The following is a 19,903-nucleotide window of genomic DNA, read 5'->3' as shown; positions in this document are numbered from 1 at the left end:
AAGGAATTAAAAATTCAGGCACACGGCGACGCAAGAGCCGACAAACGCAATCAAAAACGGTCGGCACGGTTGTTAAATGGAACTAGGCGCTGGAGTGGTTGAAGCCAAAACTCGATTAAAACTATAGGGACACTCTATTTAAATGCCAAAGCCACTTAAAGTTCGAGACATTCAAATAACAAAATTAACGATACTTTGCCTCGGCTTCATAACAGTCGCTGGTCCGGGAGTCGCAGAGGAGCCTGAGATTGATCACCTTCAATCTTATGGTGAATGGTCGCTATTTATTGATGACAATGATTGCTGGCTAGCAAGCAACCCTAGAGATAAAAATGGGGATGCGAGCACCAACATCTTCTACTACGTCACTTTTCACAACAACGAACCTCGACCCCAAAATTCTGTATTTTTCAGTGTGCTCGACTCAAATGCAGGTTCACTCATACTTCAATCACCAACTCGTTCTTACGATTTTAGCCTCTACGGGGATACGGCATATCCAAACGCGGAAAATGAGCTCAACATATTGAGAGAACTGCTCGTAACAAACACTTTTAAACTGGAAATTTCGACACCAGACCACGGCCTGCATGAACTTTATCTGCCAACTAGAGGTTTCAAGAATGCTTACAATTCAATCAGTAAGCAGTGTGAATTCTATCCAGCAGGCGACCTAACAACTATTCGCGGCCACGATCCGGCCTAGGTCTACTTACGAAAGCGTAGCTGTCGTTAAAGTAGAGATTGTATCGTTGCCCAAGCTTTAGCCAGCGTAAAATCGACAAAAAGATTGTTGGTTCCATTGATCAATATTCCGGAAACCGAAGTGCGCACAACATTCCTGAAGCTCGCTCACTGCTAGCCTCGTGAAGCTAGTATGCTCAAAAATTCGTCGAAATACATAAAAAGCCAAAAATGTAGACAATAATAGGCATAATCATGGACAATTATCGCTCACAAGCCGACAAATAAAAAGACAATAAATCCGTGCTTAGCTTGAGATATTTTGACAAATTTATCCCAGGAGGACAGATTATGCAAAACACACCACAACACACCACTGCCGCGAAAATGTCTAAGCATGCAACTCGTAGAGCCCAGCAACGCGGAGTAAAACACGATGCCATTGAGATCATAAGCAGTCACGGAGACATTGAAATTGATGCAGGCTCCGGGTGCTACAAGCTTAAGGCTTCAAAAGATTTATTGGATGGCCTTGTAAAAACCGAGGACATCAGCCGTCAACTCGCAGAAGCATGCAAGCGCCTTACCCTAGTCGTCTCGGGCCAGTCTATCGTTACATGCTATCGCGCCAAACTACACTGAGGCTGAAGCTTTTGCCGGGCAACATGAAGGGACATACTATGCACAGAGAAACTTTACGGAAAATAATTAGCCAGCCAACAAAAGCGCAAGAAGAGTTAAGGCGCCACTTGGCAGACTGCAAAAGGGTAAGTCTTGAAGATAAAAAAATCTTATCACGTAACTTAGGGTCGCTTGCCGAGGCCATCAATCCAACCAACCCAAAAGCCGCGATAAAGCAAATTATTGCGCAGTCCGGCCTCAAAGGTGCCGTGGAAGATAAACCAAAAAGATACTTTCAGCTTGACGGTGATAAAGAGCCAAAGGAGGGCTTCGCTACTGAAGGCCTTAAATTTGTAAAGCTGGCTGAAGTTGCAGGTGAACTTAACTGCTCCGTAAAACGTGACGACTACAAAAAAAAGGCTCGCTACGAGGCAATACAAAAACTAGCTCACGGCACAAGCTTTGCTCCAGCATTGCCCCACAATTCTCATGAAAATCAAGCGCTACAAGCGGTGATCGACGAATACTGCGTGCGGGTTGCGGAGGCTATTGGTGACAGGTCCAAAATCCAAGATTTATGGACGTCATTGCGAAGCACTCCTGTAACTATCGAAAGTCAATACTTAGACAAAAACACTCCGCCTTCTCCGTGGGGGAAAGCAGCATGCGTACCTGAAGACATAATCACGGCGGCGGGGCGTCAGTTCCTATTTTCCCCCAATGATGCCCCAGAGTATGCGCATTACGAAGTTTGGAGTGAGCCAGCGGTAGAATTAGGCCATATTTCTATTTCACATAAAGTTAGGCTCTTCACGATACCCAAGAGCATGCGAGAGCTATTTACATCGGAACTGTACCGCGGTGAGGCCGACCTTCCGGCATTACGACGCCTGAACTCTTGGCTCGAAAGTATTGGCTATAGTGAAGCGGACAGCCTGCTTTCTGAAGATGACGATGCAGAAGTAGGTAGCTGGCAAAACTACAATATTTGTTTCGTTTACAAGGTTTATATAAACGCCAAAGAGAAAAGTGATGGGACAATAAGTCTGGGAATGAAGTTAGAGCCTATTCCTTACGGTGAATTTGAAATGACAGGTCAAACACTATCATTTTTATCAAGTAACTCTCACGGAGCCACGCAGGCGGTTGAAAATTATTGCCTGACACAGGAAGCAGGCCCGGTAGGTTTAGAATGTATACTTCAGCCAGACTTAACCGGAGAATATGATTTTGAAAATCAAGATAATCTTGTTTTTATCCAGACATTTTATGATCGCGCATTTGACGGCACCGTACTGGGACCAGTCGCATTTGCAGACAGCAGTTGGCAAACGTTCAACAGCAATTTTTGGATTGAAGATATTGAACTTGAAGAATTCCAATCCCTGCAGGGATTGGATGTTGAGCTATCAGATCCCCGCGCTCAAAAATTACTATACGGAACTGACCGCATAAAGTTTTTCCCTTCAATCGCGCAATCAGAGTCTATCGCAGGAGCCGCAAGGAGAGGTAGCATAGCTGCAAGTATTCTGCATAATTTAGACCACGCAGATGATGAAAACTTGATTAGCAATAAATTGCTCAAAGTCAGTCAAGTAACAGCAGCCTCAGGCTTGAATTTTATTTCCTCGATGATTGAAAAGCATCGCACGTCATTAGCAAGAATATAGTGTCGACAAGTAAACAATAGCTGCAGATATCCATGAACAGAACAACAAACATTAAAGTCGCTGGAACATATTACTACCAAGGGCCAAAGCTCTTTAAATCTGGCCTCATGAACGAGAATTCAAGTCTTACACTCATGCCTGAGCCTAACAATCCACACGACAAAAATGCAGTTGCGGTTTACTTTCGAACACACAAAATAGGGCACTTGAGCCGTGAGGTTGCCAGCAAGTATCAAGCACTGCTGTTGTCAAATAAGGTAAGCCGCATCACAATTTCGAGGTGTAGCCTGAACAACTCAGGATCCTCTCTAAACCTACATTTAGCGATACATTACGAAGCTGAACAAAACTTAATCAATGATTGCCTAAGCTGCAACACAGCACCCAATAAAGCTGGCGCATACGAAATTCGTTATAAAAACGAACCTTGTTACGTTGGGTCAACTGCCGACCTTCAAAAAAGGTGCCAACAACACTCTCAAATGCTTCAGAAAGGCTCGCACCATAACGCAGACCTACAGCGCAAGTTCAACAACGCAAATGGTGAAGGATTTACATTTAAAGTTGTCAAAATTGCGCGAAGCGCAGAAGCCGCTCTTTCCATTGAAGCCTCCCACATCGAGGCTTTGCTGTTGATGAATACTAAACTGTTAAACAAGACCGCTGATGGAAAAGGCTACTTCGGTGGCACCCTGCCTGGCCAGGCCGTGTATCTACAAAAACGCAAACCTGCCCAGATTACCAAGAGCAGTTTAAATGCCAGTGCCGGTATAGTCAGACCGGCGCAGCCCAATACACCAACGGACTCCCCGAGCACTGCACCTACGATAAATAAAGTAATTATAATTTCGTTGACGCTTTTGATTTTACTTTGGATCTTTGCATAATTTCAGTGAAGTATAGCTTACTGCACAGCTTCGGACGTGTGTGTTTCGAACAATGTTGCAGACACAGTGTCCAACACAGCGTTTCCGCCCTACCCTCAAAAAGACGCCAAAAACACACTTGCGCGCACACCAAAAATATCTCCACGCAAGCCATTGTTTGCAAACGTATAATTTACACCGCCTCCATTGAAAATCCTCGTGTCGGTGGTTCGATTCCGCCCCTGGGCACCACTTTTACCAATAAAAACAATGGCTTAGCCAAGCGCAATGCGCGCTAAAGTTGTGTAATTCAAAAACACACCTTAAACACACTTTTTGCCGTGTTGCTGACTATTTTGACTGCGGATTCGCAGTGTTGAACACAGTGTTGGCTGATGCTGTGTTGCGGACACTGTGTTGGCAGAGTTTTGGGCAAACATGGTGAGGAACACAAGAAACGTCATTGCTGGTTTTCCGCCCAGAGCAGACATTCACGCTAGGCGCGGCGAATGGCGGCTTCGAGCCCACTTTGACCGATGCTGCACGAAGCGCCAATGTCCGCTCTTTACAAAGCTCAGTTCCGCGAAAACTCCCGCACCAGTTCGTTTGTTTCTGAGCGAGAAGCCTGATGGCGGAAACGAAGCGCTGCCACATCTCTTGCAATTTCCATGTCGGCTACCGGAAGTGAGACGAGATTGTCATGGTCAGGGATCGACGTTTCGGGAAGGATAACGGTGTCCGTCGTCATATAAAATGGGACATCAGAGCGGCTTGAGCATTGGAGGCTCTGGCTCGTTCGTGTGATTGATTATGCGGCTTGTTTCTGGTGTTGCAAGCGGCGTTGTCGGATAGTCTGTTTCTTGATCTTTTCCCTTTCTCTCAGAATAGCTTTGTCGCGACCGAAGTAGACATCGGCGGGTGTGACGTTGCTCAGGCTCTCGTGGTAGCGCTCGTTGTTGTAATAATCGACGAAGGCCCCGATCTGGTGTTCGAGATCGCCGGGCAGGTAGTAGTTTTCCAGCAGAACCCGGTTCTTCATCGTTTGGTGCCAGCGTTCGATCTTGCCTTGTGTCTGTGGGTGGAATGGCGCCCCGCGGACGTGGTCCATTTTCTGATCCCCCAGCCATGCCGCCAGGTCGCCAGAGATGTAGCAGGAGCCGTTGTCGCTGAGCAGACGCGGCTTGTGACGCACAACCGCCTGGTCACAGCCCGATGCGGTCAGAGCCAGTTCAATCGTGTCCGTCACGTCCTCGGCCCGCATGTTTGTGCAGAGCTTCCAAGCGATGATGTAGCGGCTGTAATCGTCGAGGATGGTGGACAGGTAATACCAGCCCCAGCCAATGATCTTGAAGTAGGTGAAGTCGGTCTGCCACATCTCGTTGATGGCCGTCGTCTTCTCGGTAAACTCATCCGCAGCCTTGATCACTACATAATCTGGGGCCGTGATGAGGTCAGCTGCTTTCAAAATACGATAGGCTGATGATTCAGAAACAAAATATCGGTTCTCATCCGTATATTTGACCGCCAACTCCCGTGTCGTCAGCGCTTCATGCTCCAGCGCAAACTCGATCAGGTCATCGCGTCGGTCTTGGGGAATCCGGTTCCAGACCGACCTTGGCCGGGGAGAGCGGTCGGCCAGGGCATCGAGCCCGCCCTCGACGTAGCGATCATACCAGCGGTAGAAAGTTGTGCGGGGAATGCCCAGCATGTCGAGGGTCATCTTGGTGGGCAGGTGTGATCCTTCAACAGTGCGGATGATCTCCAGCTTCTCGGATGCAGGGTATCTCATTCCTCGACCTCCCCAGCCCCTGTCATGCTTTTTTTGAGCAGACGGTTTTCAAGGGTCAGATCTGCGACGCATTCTTTCAAGGCAAGTGACTCCGAGCGCAGATCTTTGACTTCTGGCGAGGTTGCCTGTCGAGCTGTGTCGCCGGACAAGCGGCGTTTGCCAGCCTCAAGGAATTCCTTCGACCAGCTGTAATACAGGCTCTCGGCAATCCCTTCCCGACGACAGAGGACTGAGATGCTCTCTTCGCCTCGCAGACCCGCCAAGACGATGCGGATCTTTTCCTCCGCCGAATAGGTCTGACGGGTCTTGCGGCGGATGTTCTTTACCAGCTTGTCAGCTGCGTCCTTCGACGTTCCGGATTTCTTGTTCATCTTCACTCCATCAAGGTTACGATGAACCAGAAATCCTCCGTTGTTCAATTCCTCAAATCTGTCCCACAGGCGCTGACGTCAGACACACCATGCAGCTTAGTTTAAGGGGTAAGACGTCTAAAGGTGGCTTCAAAAATTGCCACTTGCCCATGCAATAGATCGCGCTGAGGCATGATTAGTTTGGCAAACGGATTTTCGAGTGCTGGCCTTCTGCTGTAAAGATTGAGTGTAACGAAATCGATAGATTCCAGAATTTTTTCAAGACGTGTCCCATATACCGGTTCATGGTGGGCCAGCCGGTTTCGCATTTCGTAAATTACTTCAAGATGGTCCGCGACATCCGAGCGACCGAGCGTCTTGTTGGGAAAGACAGTTTTTAAAGCAGGCTTCCAAAGCGTCTGTTCATAGTTCTCTGAAAACATACGCTTCCAAAAGTGAATGGTGAGCTGAGCGATTACCTGACTGTCGGGAATGGTGATCGTGGACTGTCGTTTTTTGGCGATCATTCGGTGCTTTGCATTTGATGGCACTCCATTGGGGTATGCCTGAGCATCCAACGCGCTCTTTTGCGCCCCAGTCATCTTGGAATATGCTGCTCGCTGGGCCTGCGTCGTAGCTTTGGCGATGGACGATTCTTCCAAGTAGGCCCACGTGAATGTGTTTGGTGGAGGTGTGCGTAGCCAGTGGTTCCCGCCGAAATTGTTGTGCATGACGTGGCAAACAGCGTTACGTAGAGAGACCTCTATCAACCCTGTCACGGCCATAATCGATACACCTAAGCTCATCGTCGTTTGATGCAGTTCAATTGCATCCTCGGGCGACCCTGATGCCGTGAGTGCTTGGAACGTTGCTAGTCGTTCAGCCGATAATAAATTCTGTATCGCCTGAACGTCAGACGCCCCCAAATATCTTGACATTTACCGTCCTTATCGCTACGTATGCTCTTGAAACGTCGGGATACGGTCGGCAGCACGCTTGTTCGTGACGGACCCCCGACGCTATAGCTGGGCCGCCTTATAGGCGGCCCTAAGCTTTTCTAGAACAAGCATATCATTATAAATCACTTGGATGCTAACACTTATAGGGGGTAGGCGGCTGCGGGTCCTTCGAGAACTTCGACTATCCAGAATCATTGTGTGCGAAATTCGTCTTCGATGGAGGCGATCCCAGCTTTTAGTGTATCCAACAGTTTGCGCGCTAGTTCAGGCATGGGCTCATATGCCGATGTATAGATCCAGATGGGCATAGTCGCCGAGGGCTGGATCGGGCGAAATACGAGTTCTTCAGATCCCCAGCCGATTGTGGTCAGCGAAGGAACCAGGCTAACACCTTGACCTTCCCGAACGAACATGCAGGCGGTATCGGCCATCTGCACCGTAATGGACGCATCTAGGCTAACGCCAGCGCGGTCGAACGCATCTAGCACGATGCCACTTGACTGGTCTTCGCGCCCGAGCGAGATCAGCCTTTCTCCTTTCAGCATGCGCAGATCGATCACTCTCTCCCGCGCCAGCGGATGATTGGCCGGCAAAGCGCAGATCATCGAGCATTCGCTGAAGATCTGGCATCGCAATCCGGGGTGATCGCTGCGGACCATGGAAATGCCAAAATCGGCCGCCTGCGTCAGCATGGAATCTGCAACGTTGCGTGAACTACGTGTCACGATCGATAGTCGCACGTCAGGGCGTTCCGCCAGGAAACGCGCGGTCAACATAGGAAGCAGCCGCAAACTGACTGCGGCAAAGGCCGCGACCGAGATTTCGCCCCGTTCCAAATCCCGGATCGCGCGAGCGGTATTCTCGACCCGTGCCACGCCGGTAATCAGCTTCTCGGTTTCCAGATACAGCCGACGCGCTTCGGGCGTTGGCATCAGCCGTCCCGATGCGCGCATGAACAACGTAAACCCGCAACTTTCCTCGAAAGCCCTGATCATCTTACTGACGGCCGGTTGGCTGATAAAAAGATTTTTGGCGGCGTTCGTGACCGATCCACCCTTCATTACGGCGTTGAATGCCTCGATCTGCTTGATATTTGCGCGCGCCATATCAGCCTTATAACCAATTGGAATGGACTTCTAAACTAAATTCAATTGCATGGCAGCAAAAAAAAGCCTTTGCTCGCAATATAGAAACAAACAACAGGGAAACTGCCATGAATTATTCATCCATCACCCTAGCCACTGCACTTGGCGTGGCCGTGGCAGGCACGGCCGCCGCGCAGGACAAAACGCTGACTGTCGGCGGGTATGGCGGCTCGTTTGAGACGCTTATGAAAGAGTTGGTTATTCCGCAATTTGAGAAAGCGCATGATGTCGAGATTGCATTCGTGCCGGGCAACTCGACGGAAAACCTAGCACGATTGCAGGCGCAGCGTTCAGCGCAAGAACTCGATGTCGTAATTCTTGACGACGGTCCAATGTATCAGGCCGACGCATTGGGCTTTTGCGCGCCGATCAAGGACAGCGAAATCAAGCAAAATGTCTACGATATTGCTCGCTTGGGCGAAAACTCCATCGGTCTCGGTTTCGTCGCGACTGGGTTCACCTACAACACCGAGTGGTTCGAACGCGAAGGCTGGGAGCCGCCAAGCAGTTGGATGGACCTGACCGATCCAAAGTTCGAGGGCATCCTCTCGGTGCCACCGATCTCTAACACTTATGGTTTGCACACGCTGGTAATGATGGCGCGGATGAACGGTGGCGGGGAAAATGATATCGACCCAGGCTTTACAGCAATGACCGAAGAAGTCGCTCCGAACATTTTGGTATTCGAGCCGTCTTCGGGTAAGATGTCGGAGCTCTTCCAGTCCGAGGAAATTGCCCTTTCGATCTGGGGCTCGGGCCGCACCAAATCCTTGGCCGATACCGGCTTCTCAGCGAAGTTCGCCTATCCGGAAGAAGGCGCGGTCGCGCTTATGATCGCGGCATGTCCGGTGGTCGACAGCGATGTGCCGGAAGAGGCGCAGCTGTTTATTGACTACCTGCTCGATCCCGAGGTTCAAGTGCGGCTAGCCGAGGCGATGGGCACCGGTCCTTCGAACAAGGAGGCAGAGTTGCCTGAAGACCTGGCCAAAACGCTGCCCTATGGCGACAAGATCGCCGATCTGATGGCGGTGGATTGGGACGTGATCAACCCGAAACGTGAGGAATGGACCAAGCGGTGGGCGCGCGAGGTCGAGCGCTGAATTTCTAATTGATCCCCGAATGTGGGGCCTTTTGAGGCCCCACTAACATCTCGTATTCACCGGAATTCTTCATGGCTTTTCTAGAACTACACGGCCTGACCAAGCGGTTCGGCGCATTTACGGCGGTTGAGGAACTGTCCTTCGCTGTCGAGCGTGGTAGCTTTGTTTCCCTTCTCGGTCCGTCGGGTTGCGGCAAGACGACGACTCTGCAAATGGTGGCCGGATTCGAAGCGCCCACCGAAGGTAAGATCGTTCTTGACGGGAAAAACCTCGCTGGGATCCCGGCGCGCGAACGTGGACTAGGCATCGTCTTCCAGACCTACGCACTGTTCGCGCACATGACGGTGGAAGAAAATGTCGGCTTTGGCCTTGAAATGCGCAAAGTTTCGAAGGCCGAGCGCAAGCGCCGGATCGCCGCTGCGCTAGATCTTGTGCATTTAAGCCATCTCGGAGATCGCTATCCTAGGGCGATGTCCGGCGGCCAGCGACAGCGGGTGGCACTGGCCCGCGCACTTGTCATCGAGCCTCAGCTCCTGCTTCTCGACGAGCCGCTGTCGAACCTTGACGCGAAGCTGCGCGAGGAGATGCAGCTGGAACTGCGCCGCATCCAGCGCGAAGCCGGTGTGACGACCCTAATGGTTACGCACGACCAATCCGAAGCGCTGGCGTTGAGCGACAGTATTGTGGTGATGGATCAAGGCCGGCTGCGGCAAGATGCAACCCCCTTCGATATTTACGAGACGCCACAATCTTCTTTCGTTTCTCGCTTCTTGGGCAAAAGCAACAACCTATCCGCGCGGCTGGACAGCACCGGATCCGAGGGCTCGGCCTTGGTCTGCGGATCGCTCCGCCTGCACGGCCCCCTAGTCGATCTGCGTCCCGGCCCGGTCGAGATCGCGCTGCGCCCCGAACGGATCGCGCTCGTAGACCCTGAAGCTGGGCAGCTGCGCGGCACTGTTGCCGAGCGTGTGTTTATGGGTAACCAGTGGCTTCTGCGGATAGAAACCGAGCTCGGCGACATGCTCGTGATGCGATATAATACCGGTCGCGCCGAAGCCGAGGAGGGCGAGGTTGTTGGGTTGGATTGGAAGCCCGAAGACATTCGCATCCTTCCCGTCGAGGAAACTTCGGCATGACGACACAAACCTCCCGCGCTTGGCTGCTGAGTGCGCCAGCCTTGGTTCTGTTCGCGGTGTTGCTGCTAGTGCCGCTTCTGATGACCTTCATGCTAAGCTTTAACAGCTTCGACTTTTACGGCGGTATCGGCACGGACCTGAGCCTCGCCAACTATGCGGAAGTTCTGGGCGATAGCTATTTCTACGAAATTTTCGGGCGCACCTTTCTGATCGCGCTGATCACTACGGCGATCTGTGCCGCCATCGGTGTGCCTCAAGCCTACATCCTCTATCGCATGTCGCCATTCTGGCGCTCGATCACCGTGCTGATCGTGATCGGCCCTCTGCTGATTTCGGTCGTCGTGCGCACATTGGGATGGGCGATCCTGCTGGGCAACAAGGGCGTGATCAATACGGCGTTGATGGACATCGGTCTGATCGAACGACCCATCCGCATGATGTATACGTCGGGCGGGATCGTTCTAGCGCTCGTGCATGTTATGGTGCCGTTTATGGTGCTGGCCGTATGGGCGGCGCTTCAAAGGCAAGACCCTGCGACCGAAGCTGCGGCTGAATCTCTAGGTGCGCGGCCGCGCACGATCTTTTTTCGGATCATCTTGCCGCAGGCCATTCCGGGTGTTCTTTCGGGATCCTTGATCGTGTTTTCACTGTCTGCGTCGGCGTTTGCAACGCCTGCAATCTTGGGCGGTCGACGCGTCAAGGTTGTTTCAACGACGGTTTACGATGAATTTCTAAACACTTTGAATTGGCCGCTGGGTGCGGCGATCGCGATGCTGCTGCTGGTTGCGGTTCTCATTGTGATGCTAAGCTGGAATAGCCTTGTCGAACGCCGATACGGGGAGGTTTTCGAATGAGACAGAACGGACCGCTCTCCATCCTCTTTAGTCTCGTTTTTGTGAGCTTCATGTTGGCCCCAATTGTTGTGGTTATTGGCGTGTCGTTCACTCCCGAGGGGTTTCTGGAGTTTCCGCCAAGTGGCGTTTCGCTGCGCTGGTTCCGGGCCATCTTGGACAACCCGGAATTCATCACTGCCGCATGGATCAGCCTAAAGCTGGGCATAGCCTCGGCAACGTTGGCGACTGTGCTGGCCGTGCCCGCCGCGCTGGCCATCGGACGCGGGCGCTTCGCGGGTCGCGACGCGTTGCAAGCGCTCTTTTTGTCGCCGCTCATGGTGCCCACGGTAGTGCTTGGCATCGCCTTTCTGAGGTTCCTCAGCCTGTTGGGGTTGAACGGCACCTTTATCGGGCTCATGCTGTGCCACGCAATTATTATCACGCCGTTCATTCTGCGGCTGGTGTTGGCTTCGGTAGCTGGGCTGGACCGGTCGGTCGAGAAAGCCGCGATTTCCCTTGGGGCGAAACCGCTAACGGTGTTCCGGCGCGTCACGCTGCCCGCTATCATGCCCGGGATGATCGGCGGCTGGATGCTGGCATTCATTACCAGCTTTGATGAGTTGACTGTCACGGTCTTCATCGTGAACCCCTCGACTACGACGCTGCCGGTGCGGCTGTTCTCGCATATCACACAGACTACCGATCCACTGGTAGCCTCGGTGTCAGCGGTGGCAATTCTATTCACAGTCGCCCTGATGCTGCTAATCGATCGGCTCTATGGCTTGGACCGCTTACTGATCGGAGAGGGAAAGCGATGAACACGCAGAATACCGCAGATACCCTCGTCATCGGAGGGGGGTTGGTCGGCGCTGCCGTGGCCTGGGGGTTGGCGCGGCAGGGCGAAAAAGTGATCCTGCTCGATGAAGGTGATGTTGCGTTGCGGGCGTCGCGCGGGAATTTCGGCTTGGTCTGGGTGCAGTCCAAAGGAAGCGGAATGCATGATTACGCCCGTTGGACACGGCGCTCGGCCGATCTCTGGCCGGAATTCGCAGATTGTCTTGCCGAAGACTCCGGCATCTCGCCCGATTATCATAAGCCCGGCGGACTGCATTTCTGCCTCTCCGAGGACGAGATGGAGAATGTGCGCGCTCTCAACACGCGTATGCATAACGTCAACGGGGCGCTCGGCTACGGCGCTGAGATGCTGGACCGTAAGCAATTGGATAAGCTAGTGCCGGGGCTCGGACCGGATGTGGTTGGAGGGTCATATGGTAAGCATGACGGCCACGCCAATCCACTGTCCCTGCTGAGGAGCCTGCATGCCGCCTTGGCTGAACGTGGCGGCCGTTATGCCAGCGACGCGCGCGCCGAAGCGGTCGAACCCGACGGTTCAGGTTATTGCGTGACGACGCCAAAAGGCGTCTTTCGGGGGGCGAAGGTGGTGCTAGCCGCAGGTCATGGCAACAGTCGGCTTGCGCCGCAGTTGGGTCTCGACATTCCTTTGCGCCCCGAAAAGGGACAGATCCTGGTCACGGAACGTGCCGCGCCGCTGTTGCCGATGCCTACGCATCTCTTACGCCAGACCGCCGACGGCACCGTGATGATGGGCGACAGCCACGAGGATACCGGTTATTCCACCTGGTCGGGAACCCCAGTGATGGCGCAGATCGCCCGCAACGCTATCCGCTGTTTTCCCGCCTTGGCCGATCTCCGTATCATCCGGTCCTGGGCCGCGGTGCGGATTCTCACGCCGGACGGTGCGCCAATCTATCAGCAATCGCAAACCCATCCGGGGATCTTCTCTCTCAACTGCCATTCCGGCGTGACGCTGGCGGGCGCGCATGCGCTGGCCCTAGCGCCGATGATCGCGGCCGGAGAGCTGACTCCGGACATGGGTGCATTTTCCTCAAGGAGGTTCCATGGTCAGACGAATTGAAACCGGTGACGAGAGGTTCGAATTCACCTTCGATGGCCAGACCGTCGTAGCGCGACCGGGCGACAGCATCGCTGCAGCTCTGATCGCCGCCGGTATCCGACATTTGCGGGACAGCGTCGTCAGCGGTGAACCGCGGGGCATCTTTTGCATGATGGGCAGTTGCTTCGACTGCTTAGTCGAAGTTGATGGGGTTCCCAACCGACAAGCTTGCATGACGAAAGCCGCGGACGGGCTGGATGTGCGCCGCCAGCGCGGCAGCGTGGAGGTGCAACCGTGACAAAAACCTGTGACATCGCTGTGATCGGCGCCGGCCCGGCTGGAATGGCTGCGGCTACGGCGGCCGCCAGGATGGGATACGACACCATACTGTTGGACGAACAACCGTCGCCGGGCGGCCAAATCTATCGTGCAATAGAGACGGCCGGTAAGGCCTGCACCGATATTCTGGGGCCGGATTATGCCCAGGGCCGAGCCATCGTCGACGCCTTTCGCGCCTCTAAGGCGACATGGATGGACGGCGCGCTCGTCTGGAACATTTCGACTGACCGGGTGATTGATTTCAGCCGCGCGGGTGCGTCGTCGCAGATCGCTGCAAAAAGGATCATCGTCGCCACCGGAGCGGTTGAGCGGCCGTGGCCCCTGCCGGGGTGGACCTTGCCAGGCGTAACCACAGCGGGTGCGCTGCAGATCTTAATGAAGTCGTCGGGGGTCGTGCAGGAAGACGCGGTCATCGCCGGGTCCGGACCGCTTTTGTGGTTGGTGGCTGCGCAACTGGTCGATGCGGGCGCACCGCCTCGCGCGGTGATCGAAACGACGCCACGCGCGCATTACCGCGCAGCCCTCCGGCATTTGCCTGCCGCCTTGCGCGCGCCTGGCTATCTGACCAAAGGATGGCAGCTGATCCGTAAGGTGCGGAACGCCGGGGTGCGCATTGTCGAGCGGGCAGAGAACCTAGCGATTGAAGGAGAGGATTCCGTCAGCGCGATCCGTTTCACCAGTAAAGGCAGAAGCGAGGGGATCGAAGCGACCACCGTCGCGCTGCATCAGGGGGTCGTGCCGAACCAGCAGATTACCCGGCTATTGCGCTGTGATCACGTCTGGGATGCCTCGCAACAGTGTTTCCGCCCGGTGACGGATGACAGCGGGCAAAGCTCCGTCAAAGGAGTCTACGTCGCTGGCGATGGGGCGGGGATCGGCGGCGCGCGAAGCGCTGCGCTCCATGGCGAAATCATCGCACTTGCCATTGCCGCGTGCGACGGACGCGGCGATGCGAACCTTCTGAAGGTGCTGCAATCGGCGCGCGCCCGTGACGCGGCCGTCCGCCCCTTTCTCGAAGCGCTTTATGCGCCCGCCCCGCATGTCACCGCGCCGGCTGACGATACGATTATCTGCCGCTGTGAAGAGGTGACGGCGGGCGCAATTCGCCAAGCGGTGGATCTGGGAGCGCCCGGCCCTAACCAGGTGAAATCCTATCTTCGGGCCGGGATGGGGCCGTGCCAAGGCCGAGTTTGCGGCCCGGTTGTCAGTGCCATCATCGCCCAGCAACGCGGCGAGACGCCTGAGGCGACCGGATATTACCGCATTCGGCCGCCGCTGAAACCGATCCCGCTGTCGGAGCTTGCGCAATTCACGGCCGCCGACGGACCCGAAAACCGATGAGCGCGATGGACCACAGCGCCGATCTGATCGTCATCGGTGGTGGCATCCACGGTTGCTCGGCCGCCCTCCACGCCGCCTTGCGCGGGATGTCGGTGATTGTGCTGGAAAAGGACACTGTCGGACGTCATGCCTCGGGGGTGAATGCGGGCGGGGTGCGCCGCCTTGGCCGCCATTTCGCCGAGGTGCCGATTTCGCAACGCTCGATGGAGATGTGGTATAGTATTGCCGATTTTCTCGAAGATGACTGCGGCTTTCAGATCGCACCGCAGATAATAGTTGCCGAAACCGAGGACGAGCTTGCACGGCTTGCGGCGCGCCGAAACGAATTGAACGAGCTGGGGTTCACCCATGAGGTGCTGCTGGATCGATCGGAGGTGCGCACGCATCTGCCCGCAGTCGCGGATCACGTGGTCGGCGGTTTGGCTTGTTTGGATGACGGATTTGCCCAACCCTACCAGACGGTATTCGCCATTCAGCGCAAGGCCGAGTCCCTGGGCGTGCGTTTTTTCGAGCATACCCGCGCGAGAGAGGTGCGAAAGGACGGAAGCGATTGGCGGGTCGAGACAGACGCGCTGCGGTTCGCTGCCCCCTCGCTGTTGAACGCGGCCGGCGCGTGGGCAGGAGAGCTTGCTCAGTCTTTGGGTGAACCGGCCCCAGTCGAGGCGATTGCCCCCATGATGATTGTCACCGGGCGCCTGCCGCATTTTTGCGATGCCGTGGTCGGCGCATCGGGCCGACCACTGTCGTTCAAGCAGATGCCGAACGGAACGGTGGTTATTGGCGGCGGTCGAAGAGGGCGTGCGGATAAGTCAAAGAACCTATCGGAGATGAAATTTCCCGAACTCATGCTAACAGCCCAGACCGCAATCGACATCTTCCCGCCGATGCGCGATGCAACGATCATTCGGTCTTGGTCCGGCGTCGAGGGGCGGATGCCCGACGATATTCCGGTCATCGGACCATCTGCCCAGCATGAAAACCTCTACCATGCATTCGGCTTTTCCGCACACGGCTTTCAACTGGGGCCGGGCGTCGGAGAGATCATGGGCAACCTCATTGCCACCGGTGCCAGTAACGCGCCGCTTCAACCCTTTTCCATTGCGCGTTTTGTTGACGCGCCCCAAACATGAAGGAATAGCAAATGCTAAAACGCCACATACCCACCCGTATCAATCACCGTGTTGTCGAGGCAGGCGGTATCCTGCATTTCGGCGGTCTGGTCGCAGATGACTTGAGCCAGGACATGAAGGGACAGACCCAACAGATCTGCATCAAGATCGACAAGCTGCTGGCCGAGGTTGGTTCATCCAAGGACCGCCTTGTGACAGCCATGCTCTACATTACTGATTTCGAACAGAAGGAAGGCATGAACGAGGCGTGGCTCGAATGGCTAGATGCCGGTGACCTACCGACGCGTGCCACCATCGGCGTGGCCGAACTCGGCAAGGACGTGCTGATTGAGGTCGTGGTTTCGGCAATTCGTTAATTCCGAGTTACTCCTCCGAAAGCGATCCGGTCAACGACTTCGAAAACTTGGTGCGAGCCGTCCCCGCTTGGCTGTTCTACAGGCACGGTCGTTCAGAGAACGTTGTGACAGCGAAATCCCGGGAGGTCTGCTACGCTGCCTTTCGCGCAAGGCGCCGCGAAAGGCAGCTCCGAGCCCATAGTGACGAATGCTGCACGATGGGCGAATGTCGGTTACCGACCTCACTACGCCGGCGTGCGCGTCATCTCACGGATCAGATCATTTGTCTCTGGTCTCGTCGTTTGGTGCCGATATCGAAGAGCCACAACAGTTCTTGATATTTCAAGGCCATCGATGGGTTTCGACACCAGGCCAATGTCCGAAGGAATAGCGGTGGCTGGCAGGATCACCGCACCTAACCCTTGCCGAGCAAGCTCAACCAGCCAATCCACGCGATTTGACCGATAGGCCGCGTAGAGTTCGTGACCCTGATCCGCGCAGGTCCCAAACAAAGCATCCCGCATTTCGCAATTTAGTCGGTCAAGCATGTCAGTTTTCGCAAGAGTCGACAGAGAAATCGTATTTAGTTCAGACAACGGGTGCGACTTTGACACCACGACCTTGTAGTCCTCTTCATAGAGACGGTCTATGCGATAGAGGTCTTCACCGACCTTCTCTGCGCTGACGACAACGTCAAACTCACCATCCCGCAACCCGGCAAGAAGCTCGGAGGATGACGCAACGATCAATTCGATTTCGGCTTGCGGCAATCGCGTACGAGTACGCTCCATAGCTGCCGAAATCCTGTTGTGGCCAATCGTTTCACCGACACCGACAGAGATTGGAACCCGCTCCAAGCGCATATGACGGATCGCTTCTGCCTTAGCCAGTCGCGTCTCATCGTGAACCTTCCGCAACCTTGGCTGCATGAGTTTTCCGAGGGCGGTAAGCCTGCATCCCGCACGGTCCCTGACAAACAGGTCGCCTCCAAGCTCGTCTTCAAGTTTCTTGATCGCAGTCGTCAAGGAAGGTTGGGAGACATTGGCGGCACTGGCTGCGTGGGTAAAGTTTCGGTGCTCGCAGACAGCGAGAAAATACCTGATCTGGTTCATTTCCATCGCCGCATTCTCCGTCACATCCCGGTTCAGGCCATCAAACCAACTACGATAGCCCATGTCTATCAAAGAATAGAATTTCGGAATTGGAGTCCGACGCATCCGGCATGGGACAAGAGTGCATCGAAACCAACCACGATGCACTTCAAACCAGGAGACGACCATGAAAACGCAAGTCCTTCAGACATTCGCCGCACTGGCTCTGATCACAACTTCTGCAACTGCACAGGACAACCCAATGGAAAATCATACTGCCAGTTACATTGCCATGCCCGCCGCCGAAGGCCAGACCGGAGCCTTCGCGGAGTTTCTGGCTGGTGCCGCACCTATCGTGCGAGAAACAGAGCCGGGCACCGTACTTTGGTTTGCTCTGCAAGCCGACGATACGCTCGCAATCTTTGACATCTTCGCAGATGAAGAAGCACGCGACGCTCATTTCTCAGGAGCGGTTGCTGCGGCTTTGAACCAAAACGCGGACGCGCTGGTCGACGGAGGATGGGACGACGGTGTTGTCGCGAATATCAACAACTCCGATGTCCTGTCGGTAAAGGCGCCGGTTGATCTCTACACGGCAACGACCGCAACTTACATCAAGCTCGAAGCTGCTCCAGGTAAAGGCCCCGAATTGGCAGCCTTGCTGACCGCCGCCGGCCCCATCGTCGCAGATACCGAACCCAAGACATTGTTCTGGGCGGCGCTGCAGATTGACGAGAACAACTTTGCCATCTTCGACATCTTTGCCGACAACTCTGGCCGCGAAGCGCACTTTGCCGGACAAGTAGCTGGACTCCTGAATGAAAAGGCTCCAGAATTGGTCTCTGGCGGATGGGACGATGGTGTGTTGGCAAACGTCCACAATTTCGACATCCTCGCTACTAAGTAGTCTCGAGGTGAATTGAGAAAGAAGTGCCCGGTGCAACCCATCGGGCGCTTTGCTGTTTGAATTTAGATTCACCCCATAGCGGCCGTTCGAGCAAGCGCAGCGAACTGGCGCTCTGTCCGCGTAGCAGACCTTAATGCAGAACGCAGCGAACGTCCGCCCCTAAACACACACTTCCGTAGACTTGTTGGTGCGCCCTGCCGTAGTGTTGTGGTGAGGAGCATGACATGCGGCAGCTGCGTGACGATACACATCTGATACTGGACGGCGAGGTGCGGGTGTATCGGCGTGAGCGCAGCAAGCGCTGGCAAGCAGCCTTTGTGATTGATGGGCACACTATTCGCATCAGTACCGGAAAGCGCGATTTGGCTGAGGCCAAGGAGTATGCCCGAGACACGTTCCTTGAGTATAAATTCCGCCATAAGAACGATCTGCCTGTTGTTACCAAGAAGTTCTCTGATGTTGCTAAGCTGGCGATTGCCGATATGCGCAAGCAGCTGGATGCAGGCTTGGGGCGTAAAGTGTTTGCAGACTACATCGTGTGTATTGAGCGTTACCTGATCCCCTTCTTTGGGGCACAGTTTGTGACCACCATTGATTATGAGAAGGTGCAACAGTTCTACGAGTGGCGGCGGGCTAAGATGGGTCGTGAGCCAAAGGCCTCAACGCTAAACACACATAACTCAGCCATGAACCGAGTGTTTGAAGAAGCGGTCGCGCGGGGCTTTATCGCGCACAAGAATGTGCCACTGCTGGTAAACCGTGGTGAGAAGAGCGAACGCCGCCCAGACTTCACCCGCGAAGAATACGCCACGCTCATCCGCAAGCTGCCCAGCTGGATCAACGCAGGCAAGGCAGGCAAACCCACGGATATGCGGCACCTAATGCGGGACTATGTGTTGATCATGGCCAATACGGGCATGAGGCACGGCACAGAGGCGCTGAACCTCAAGTGGAAGCATGTGACCCTGTTTGAGGAGAAAGACCTGCAGTATCTAGAAATGAGCGTGTCAGGCAAGACTGGGCGCAGGGACATCATCTGCAGGTCGGGCACAATTAACTACCTCAAGCGCATCCATGAGCGATCAGAGGACATTAGGCATATCCCATTCGAAGATTTACTTAAACAGCGTGTCGATCTGCCCGTGTTCAGATTGCCCGATGGCACTGTCAGCAAGAACATCCACCAGACGTTCCGCAAGTTCCTCACAGACACGGGGCTAATAATATGCCCGCGCACAGGGCAGAACAGGACGCTGTATAGCCTGCGTCACACCTACGCGACCTTTGCCCTGCTCAACGACGGGATGGACATACATGCGCTGGCTGTGCAGATGGGCACGTCGATTGGCATGATCGAGAGGCACTACAGTCATCTCACGCCGCGCTTGAAGAAGGACATGCTCACGGGCAAGCGGTATGAGCTATCGCGGGATGAGTTTGATGCACATACAGAAACCAGCGAGTAGCTAAGGGCTACATCTTGGGCGGAAAGCGGTAGTTCGCTGCGGTTTGGATAGAGGTCCGCTGTGCGGGACTTTACTGTCGCTCGCTGCAGCCGCGCCAATGTCTGGTTTGATTTCATCAGACTTAGAGGCCAATCGCTTGATACGCTCCCGAAATACGCTTGATGGCAATTTCATAAGCAGCGTCTCGCAATGTCACGGAACCTTCCTGGCTTTGGTGCACGTGTTC

At 54.5% G+C, this 19,903-nt stretch carries 19 protein-coding genes; 15 read left to right on the top strand and 4 right to left on the bottom strand.

What is annotated here, in order from left to right; all coding sequences use genetic code 11:
* The first annotated feature begins 142 nt into the window (after positions 1–142).
* The 4 genes from NIG5292_RS11550 to NIG5292_RS14650 all read left to right on the top strand — a co-directional run bounded on the left by NIG5292_RS11550 (position 143) and on the right by NIG5292_RS14650 (position 3,862).
* Positions 143–706 (top strand): hypothetical protein, encoded by a 564-nt coding sequence (locus NIG5292_RS11550; protein WP_048599706.1) that lies wholly within the window; start codon positions 143–145, stop codon positions 704–706.
* Between the two features lie 329 nt (positions 707–1,035).
* On the top strand, positions 1,036–1,326 hold the full coding sequence (locus tag NIG5292_RS11545; RefSeq protein WP_048599705.1) for a hypothetical protein: 291 nt from the start codon (positions 1,036–1,038) through the stop codon (positions 1,324–1,326).
* A 38-nt stretch (positions 1,327–1,364) separates the two neighbouring features.
* Positions 1,365–2,975, top strand: coding sequence for a hypothetical protein (locus NIG5292_RS11540; protein ID WP_048599704.1), 1,611 nt, complete (start codon positions 1,365–1,367; stop codon positions 2,973–2,975).
* Between the two features lie 32 nt (positions 2,976–3,007).
* The gene (locus NIG5292_RS14650) at positions 3,008–3,862 is read left to right on the top strand and encodes an HIRAN domain-containing protein (protein WP_074842146.1); all 855 of its coding nucleotides are present in this window, start codon (positions 3,008–3,010) and stop codon (positions 3,860–3,862) included.
* 787 nt (positions 3,863–4,649) lie between these two features.
* Here NIG5292_RS14650 and NIG5292_RS11530 read toward each other — a convergent pair.
* The 3 genes from NIG5292_RS11530 to NIG5292_RS11515 form a co-directional block, all read right to left on the bottom strand.
* Positions 4,650–6,001 (bottom strand): IS3 family transposase gene (locus tag NIG5292_RS11530; protein ID WP_370726549.1). Its coding sequence is split into 2 segments (ribosomal slippage): positions 4,650–5,663 and positions 5,666–6,001, totalling 1,350 coding nucleotides; the frame shifts between segments, so codons are not numbered across the junction.
* A gap of 101 nt (positions 6,002–6,102) precedes the next feature.
* Complete coding sequence (locus NIG5292_RS11520; RefSeq protein ID WP_053084903.1) at positions 6,103–6,918, bottom strand: Abi family protein; 816 nt, start codon at positions 6,916–6,918, stop codon at positions 6,103–6,105.
* 212 nt (positions 6,919–7,130) lie between these two features.
* Positions 7,131–8,045 carry a LysR substrate-binding domain-containing protein gene (locus NIG5292_RS11515; RefSeq protein WP_048599700.1) on the bottom strand — a complete coding sequence of 305 codons (915 nt, stop codon included), beginning with the start codon at positions 8,043–8,045 and terminating at the stop codon, positions 7,131–7,133.
* 107 nt (positions 8,046–8,152) lie between these two features.
* Here NIG5292_RS11515 and NIG5292_RS11510 point away from each other — a divergent pair, with 107 nt between their 5' ends.
* The 9 genes from NIG5292_RS11510 to NIG5292_RS11470 all read left to right on the top strand — a co-directional run bounded on the left by NIG5292_RS11510 (position 8,153) and on the right by NIG5292_RS11470 (position 16,234).
* Entirely contained in the window at positions 8,153–9,184 is a 1,032-nt protein-coding gene (locus tag NIG5292_RS11510) for an ABC transporter substrate-binding protein (protein WP_048599699.1), read from the top strand.
* Positions 9,185–9,255: 71 nt separating this feature from the next.
* On the top strand, positions 9,256–10,320 hold the full coding sequence (locus NIG5292_RS11505) for an ABC transporter ATP-binding protein (protein ID WP_048599698.1): 1,065 nt from the start codon (positions 9,256–9,258) through the stop codon (positions 10,318–10,320).
* On the top strand, positions 10,317–11,174 hold the full coding sequence (locus NIG5292_RS11500; protein WP_048599697.1) for an ABC transporter permease: 858 nt from the start codon (positions 10,317–10,319) through the stop codon (positions 11,172–11,174). Before NIG5292_RS11505 ends, NIG5292_RS11500 begins: the two co-directional genes overlap by 4 nt.
* A complete protein-coding gene (locus tag NIG5292_RS11495) occupies positions 11,171–11,971 on the top strand; it encodes an ABC transporter permease (RefSeq protein WP_048599696.1) in 801 nt (266 codons plus the stop codon). Before NIG5292_RS11500 ends, NIG5292_RS11495 begins: the two co-directional genes overlap by 4 nt.
* Positions 11,968–13,089, top strand: a complete 1,122-nt coding sequence (locus NIG5292_RS11490; protein ID WP_048599695.1) for an NAD(P)/FAD-dependent oxidoreductase — start codon at positions 11,968–11,970, stop codon at positions 13,087–13,089. Before NIG5292_RS11495 ends, NIG5292_RS11490 begins: the two co-directional genes overlap by 4 nt.
* Positions 13,073–13,366, top strand: a complete 294-nt coding sequence (locus NIG5292_RS11485; protein ID WP_048599694.1) for a (2Fe-2S)-binding protein — start codon at positions 13,073–13,075, stop codon at positions 13,364–13,366. The genes NIG5292_RS11490 and NIG5292_RS11485 overlap by 17 nt, the downstream gene beginning before the upstream one ends.
* Complete coding sequence (locus NIG5292_RS11480; RefSeq protein WP_074842147.1) at positions 13,363–14,748, top strand: FAD/NAD(P)-dependent oxidoreductase; 1,386 nt, start codon at positions 13,363–13,365, stop codon at positions 14,746–14,748. The genes NIG5292_RS11485 and NIG5292_RS11480 overlap by 4 nt, the downstream gene beginning before the upstream one ends.
* Entirely contained in the window at positions 14,745–15,878 is a 1,134-nt protein-coding gene (locus NIG5292_RS11475; RefSeq protein WP_048599693.1) for an NAD(P)/FAD-dependent oxidoreductase, read from the top strand. The genes NIG5292_RS11480 and NIG5292_RS11475 overlap by 4 nt, the downstream gene beginning before the upstream one ends.
* A gap of 11 nt (positions 15,879–15,889) precedes the next feature.
* A complete protein-coding gene (locus NIG5292_RS11470; RefSeq protein WP_048599692.1) occupies positions 15,890–16,234 on the top strand; it encodes a RidA family protein in 345 nt (114 codons plus the stop codon).
* 224 nt (positions 16,235–16,458) lie between these two features.
* Here the strand turns inward: NIG5292_RS11470 and NIG5292_RS11465 are convergent, their stop codons facing one another.
* Entirely contained in the window at positions 16,459–17,388 is a 930-nt protein-coding gene (locus NIG5292_RS11465; RefSeq protein ID WP_233488224.1) for a LysR family transcriptional regulator, read from the bottom strand.
* 103 nt (positions 17,389–17,491) lie between these two features.
* On the opposite strand from NIG5292_RS11465, the gene NIG5292_RS11460 reads away from it, so the two are divergent.
* Positions 17,492–18,211: a putative quinol monooxygenase gene (locus NIG5292_RS11460; protein WP_048599691.1), complete on the top strand. Its 720-nt coding sequence runs from the start codon at positions 17,492–17,494 to the stop codon at positions 18,209–18,211.
* A 224-nt stretch (positions 18,212–18,435) separates the two neighbouring features.
* Positions 18,436–19,677: a tyrosine-type recombinase/integrase gene (locus NIG5292_RS11455; protein WP_048599690.1), complete on the top strand. Its 1,242-nt coding sequence runs from the start codon at positions 18,436–18,438 to the stop codon at positions 19,675–19,677.
* Positions 19,678–19,903 lie beyond the last annotated feature (226 nt).

It is taken from the genome of Nereida ignava (assembly GCF_001049735.1).
GTDB lineage: Bacteria > Pseudomonadota > Alphaproteobacteria > Rhodobacterales > Rhodobacteraceae > Nereida > Nereida ignava.
Note: the sequence above shows the minus strand (reverse complement) of the source record. Positions and strands in the feature narration are given on the sequence as shown.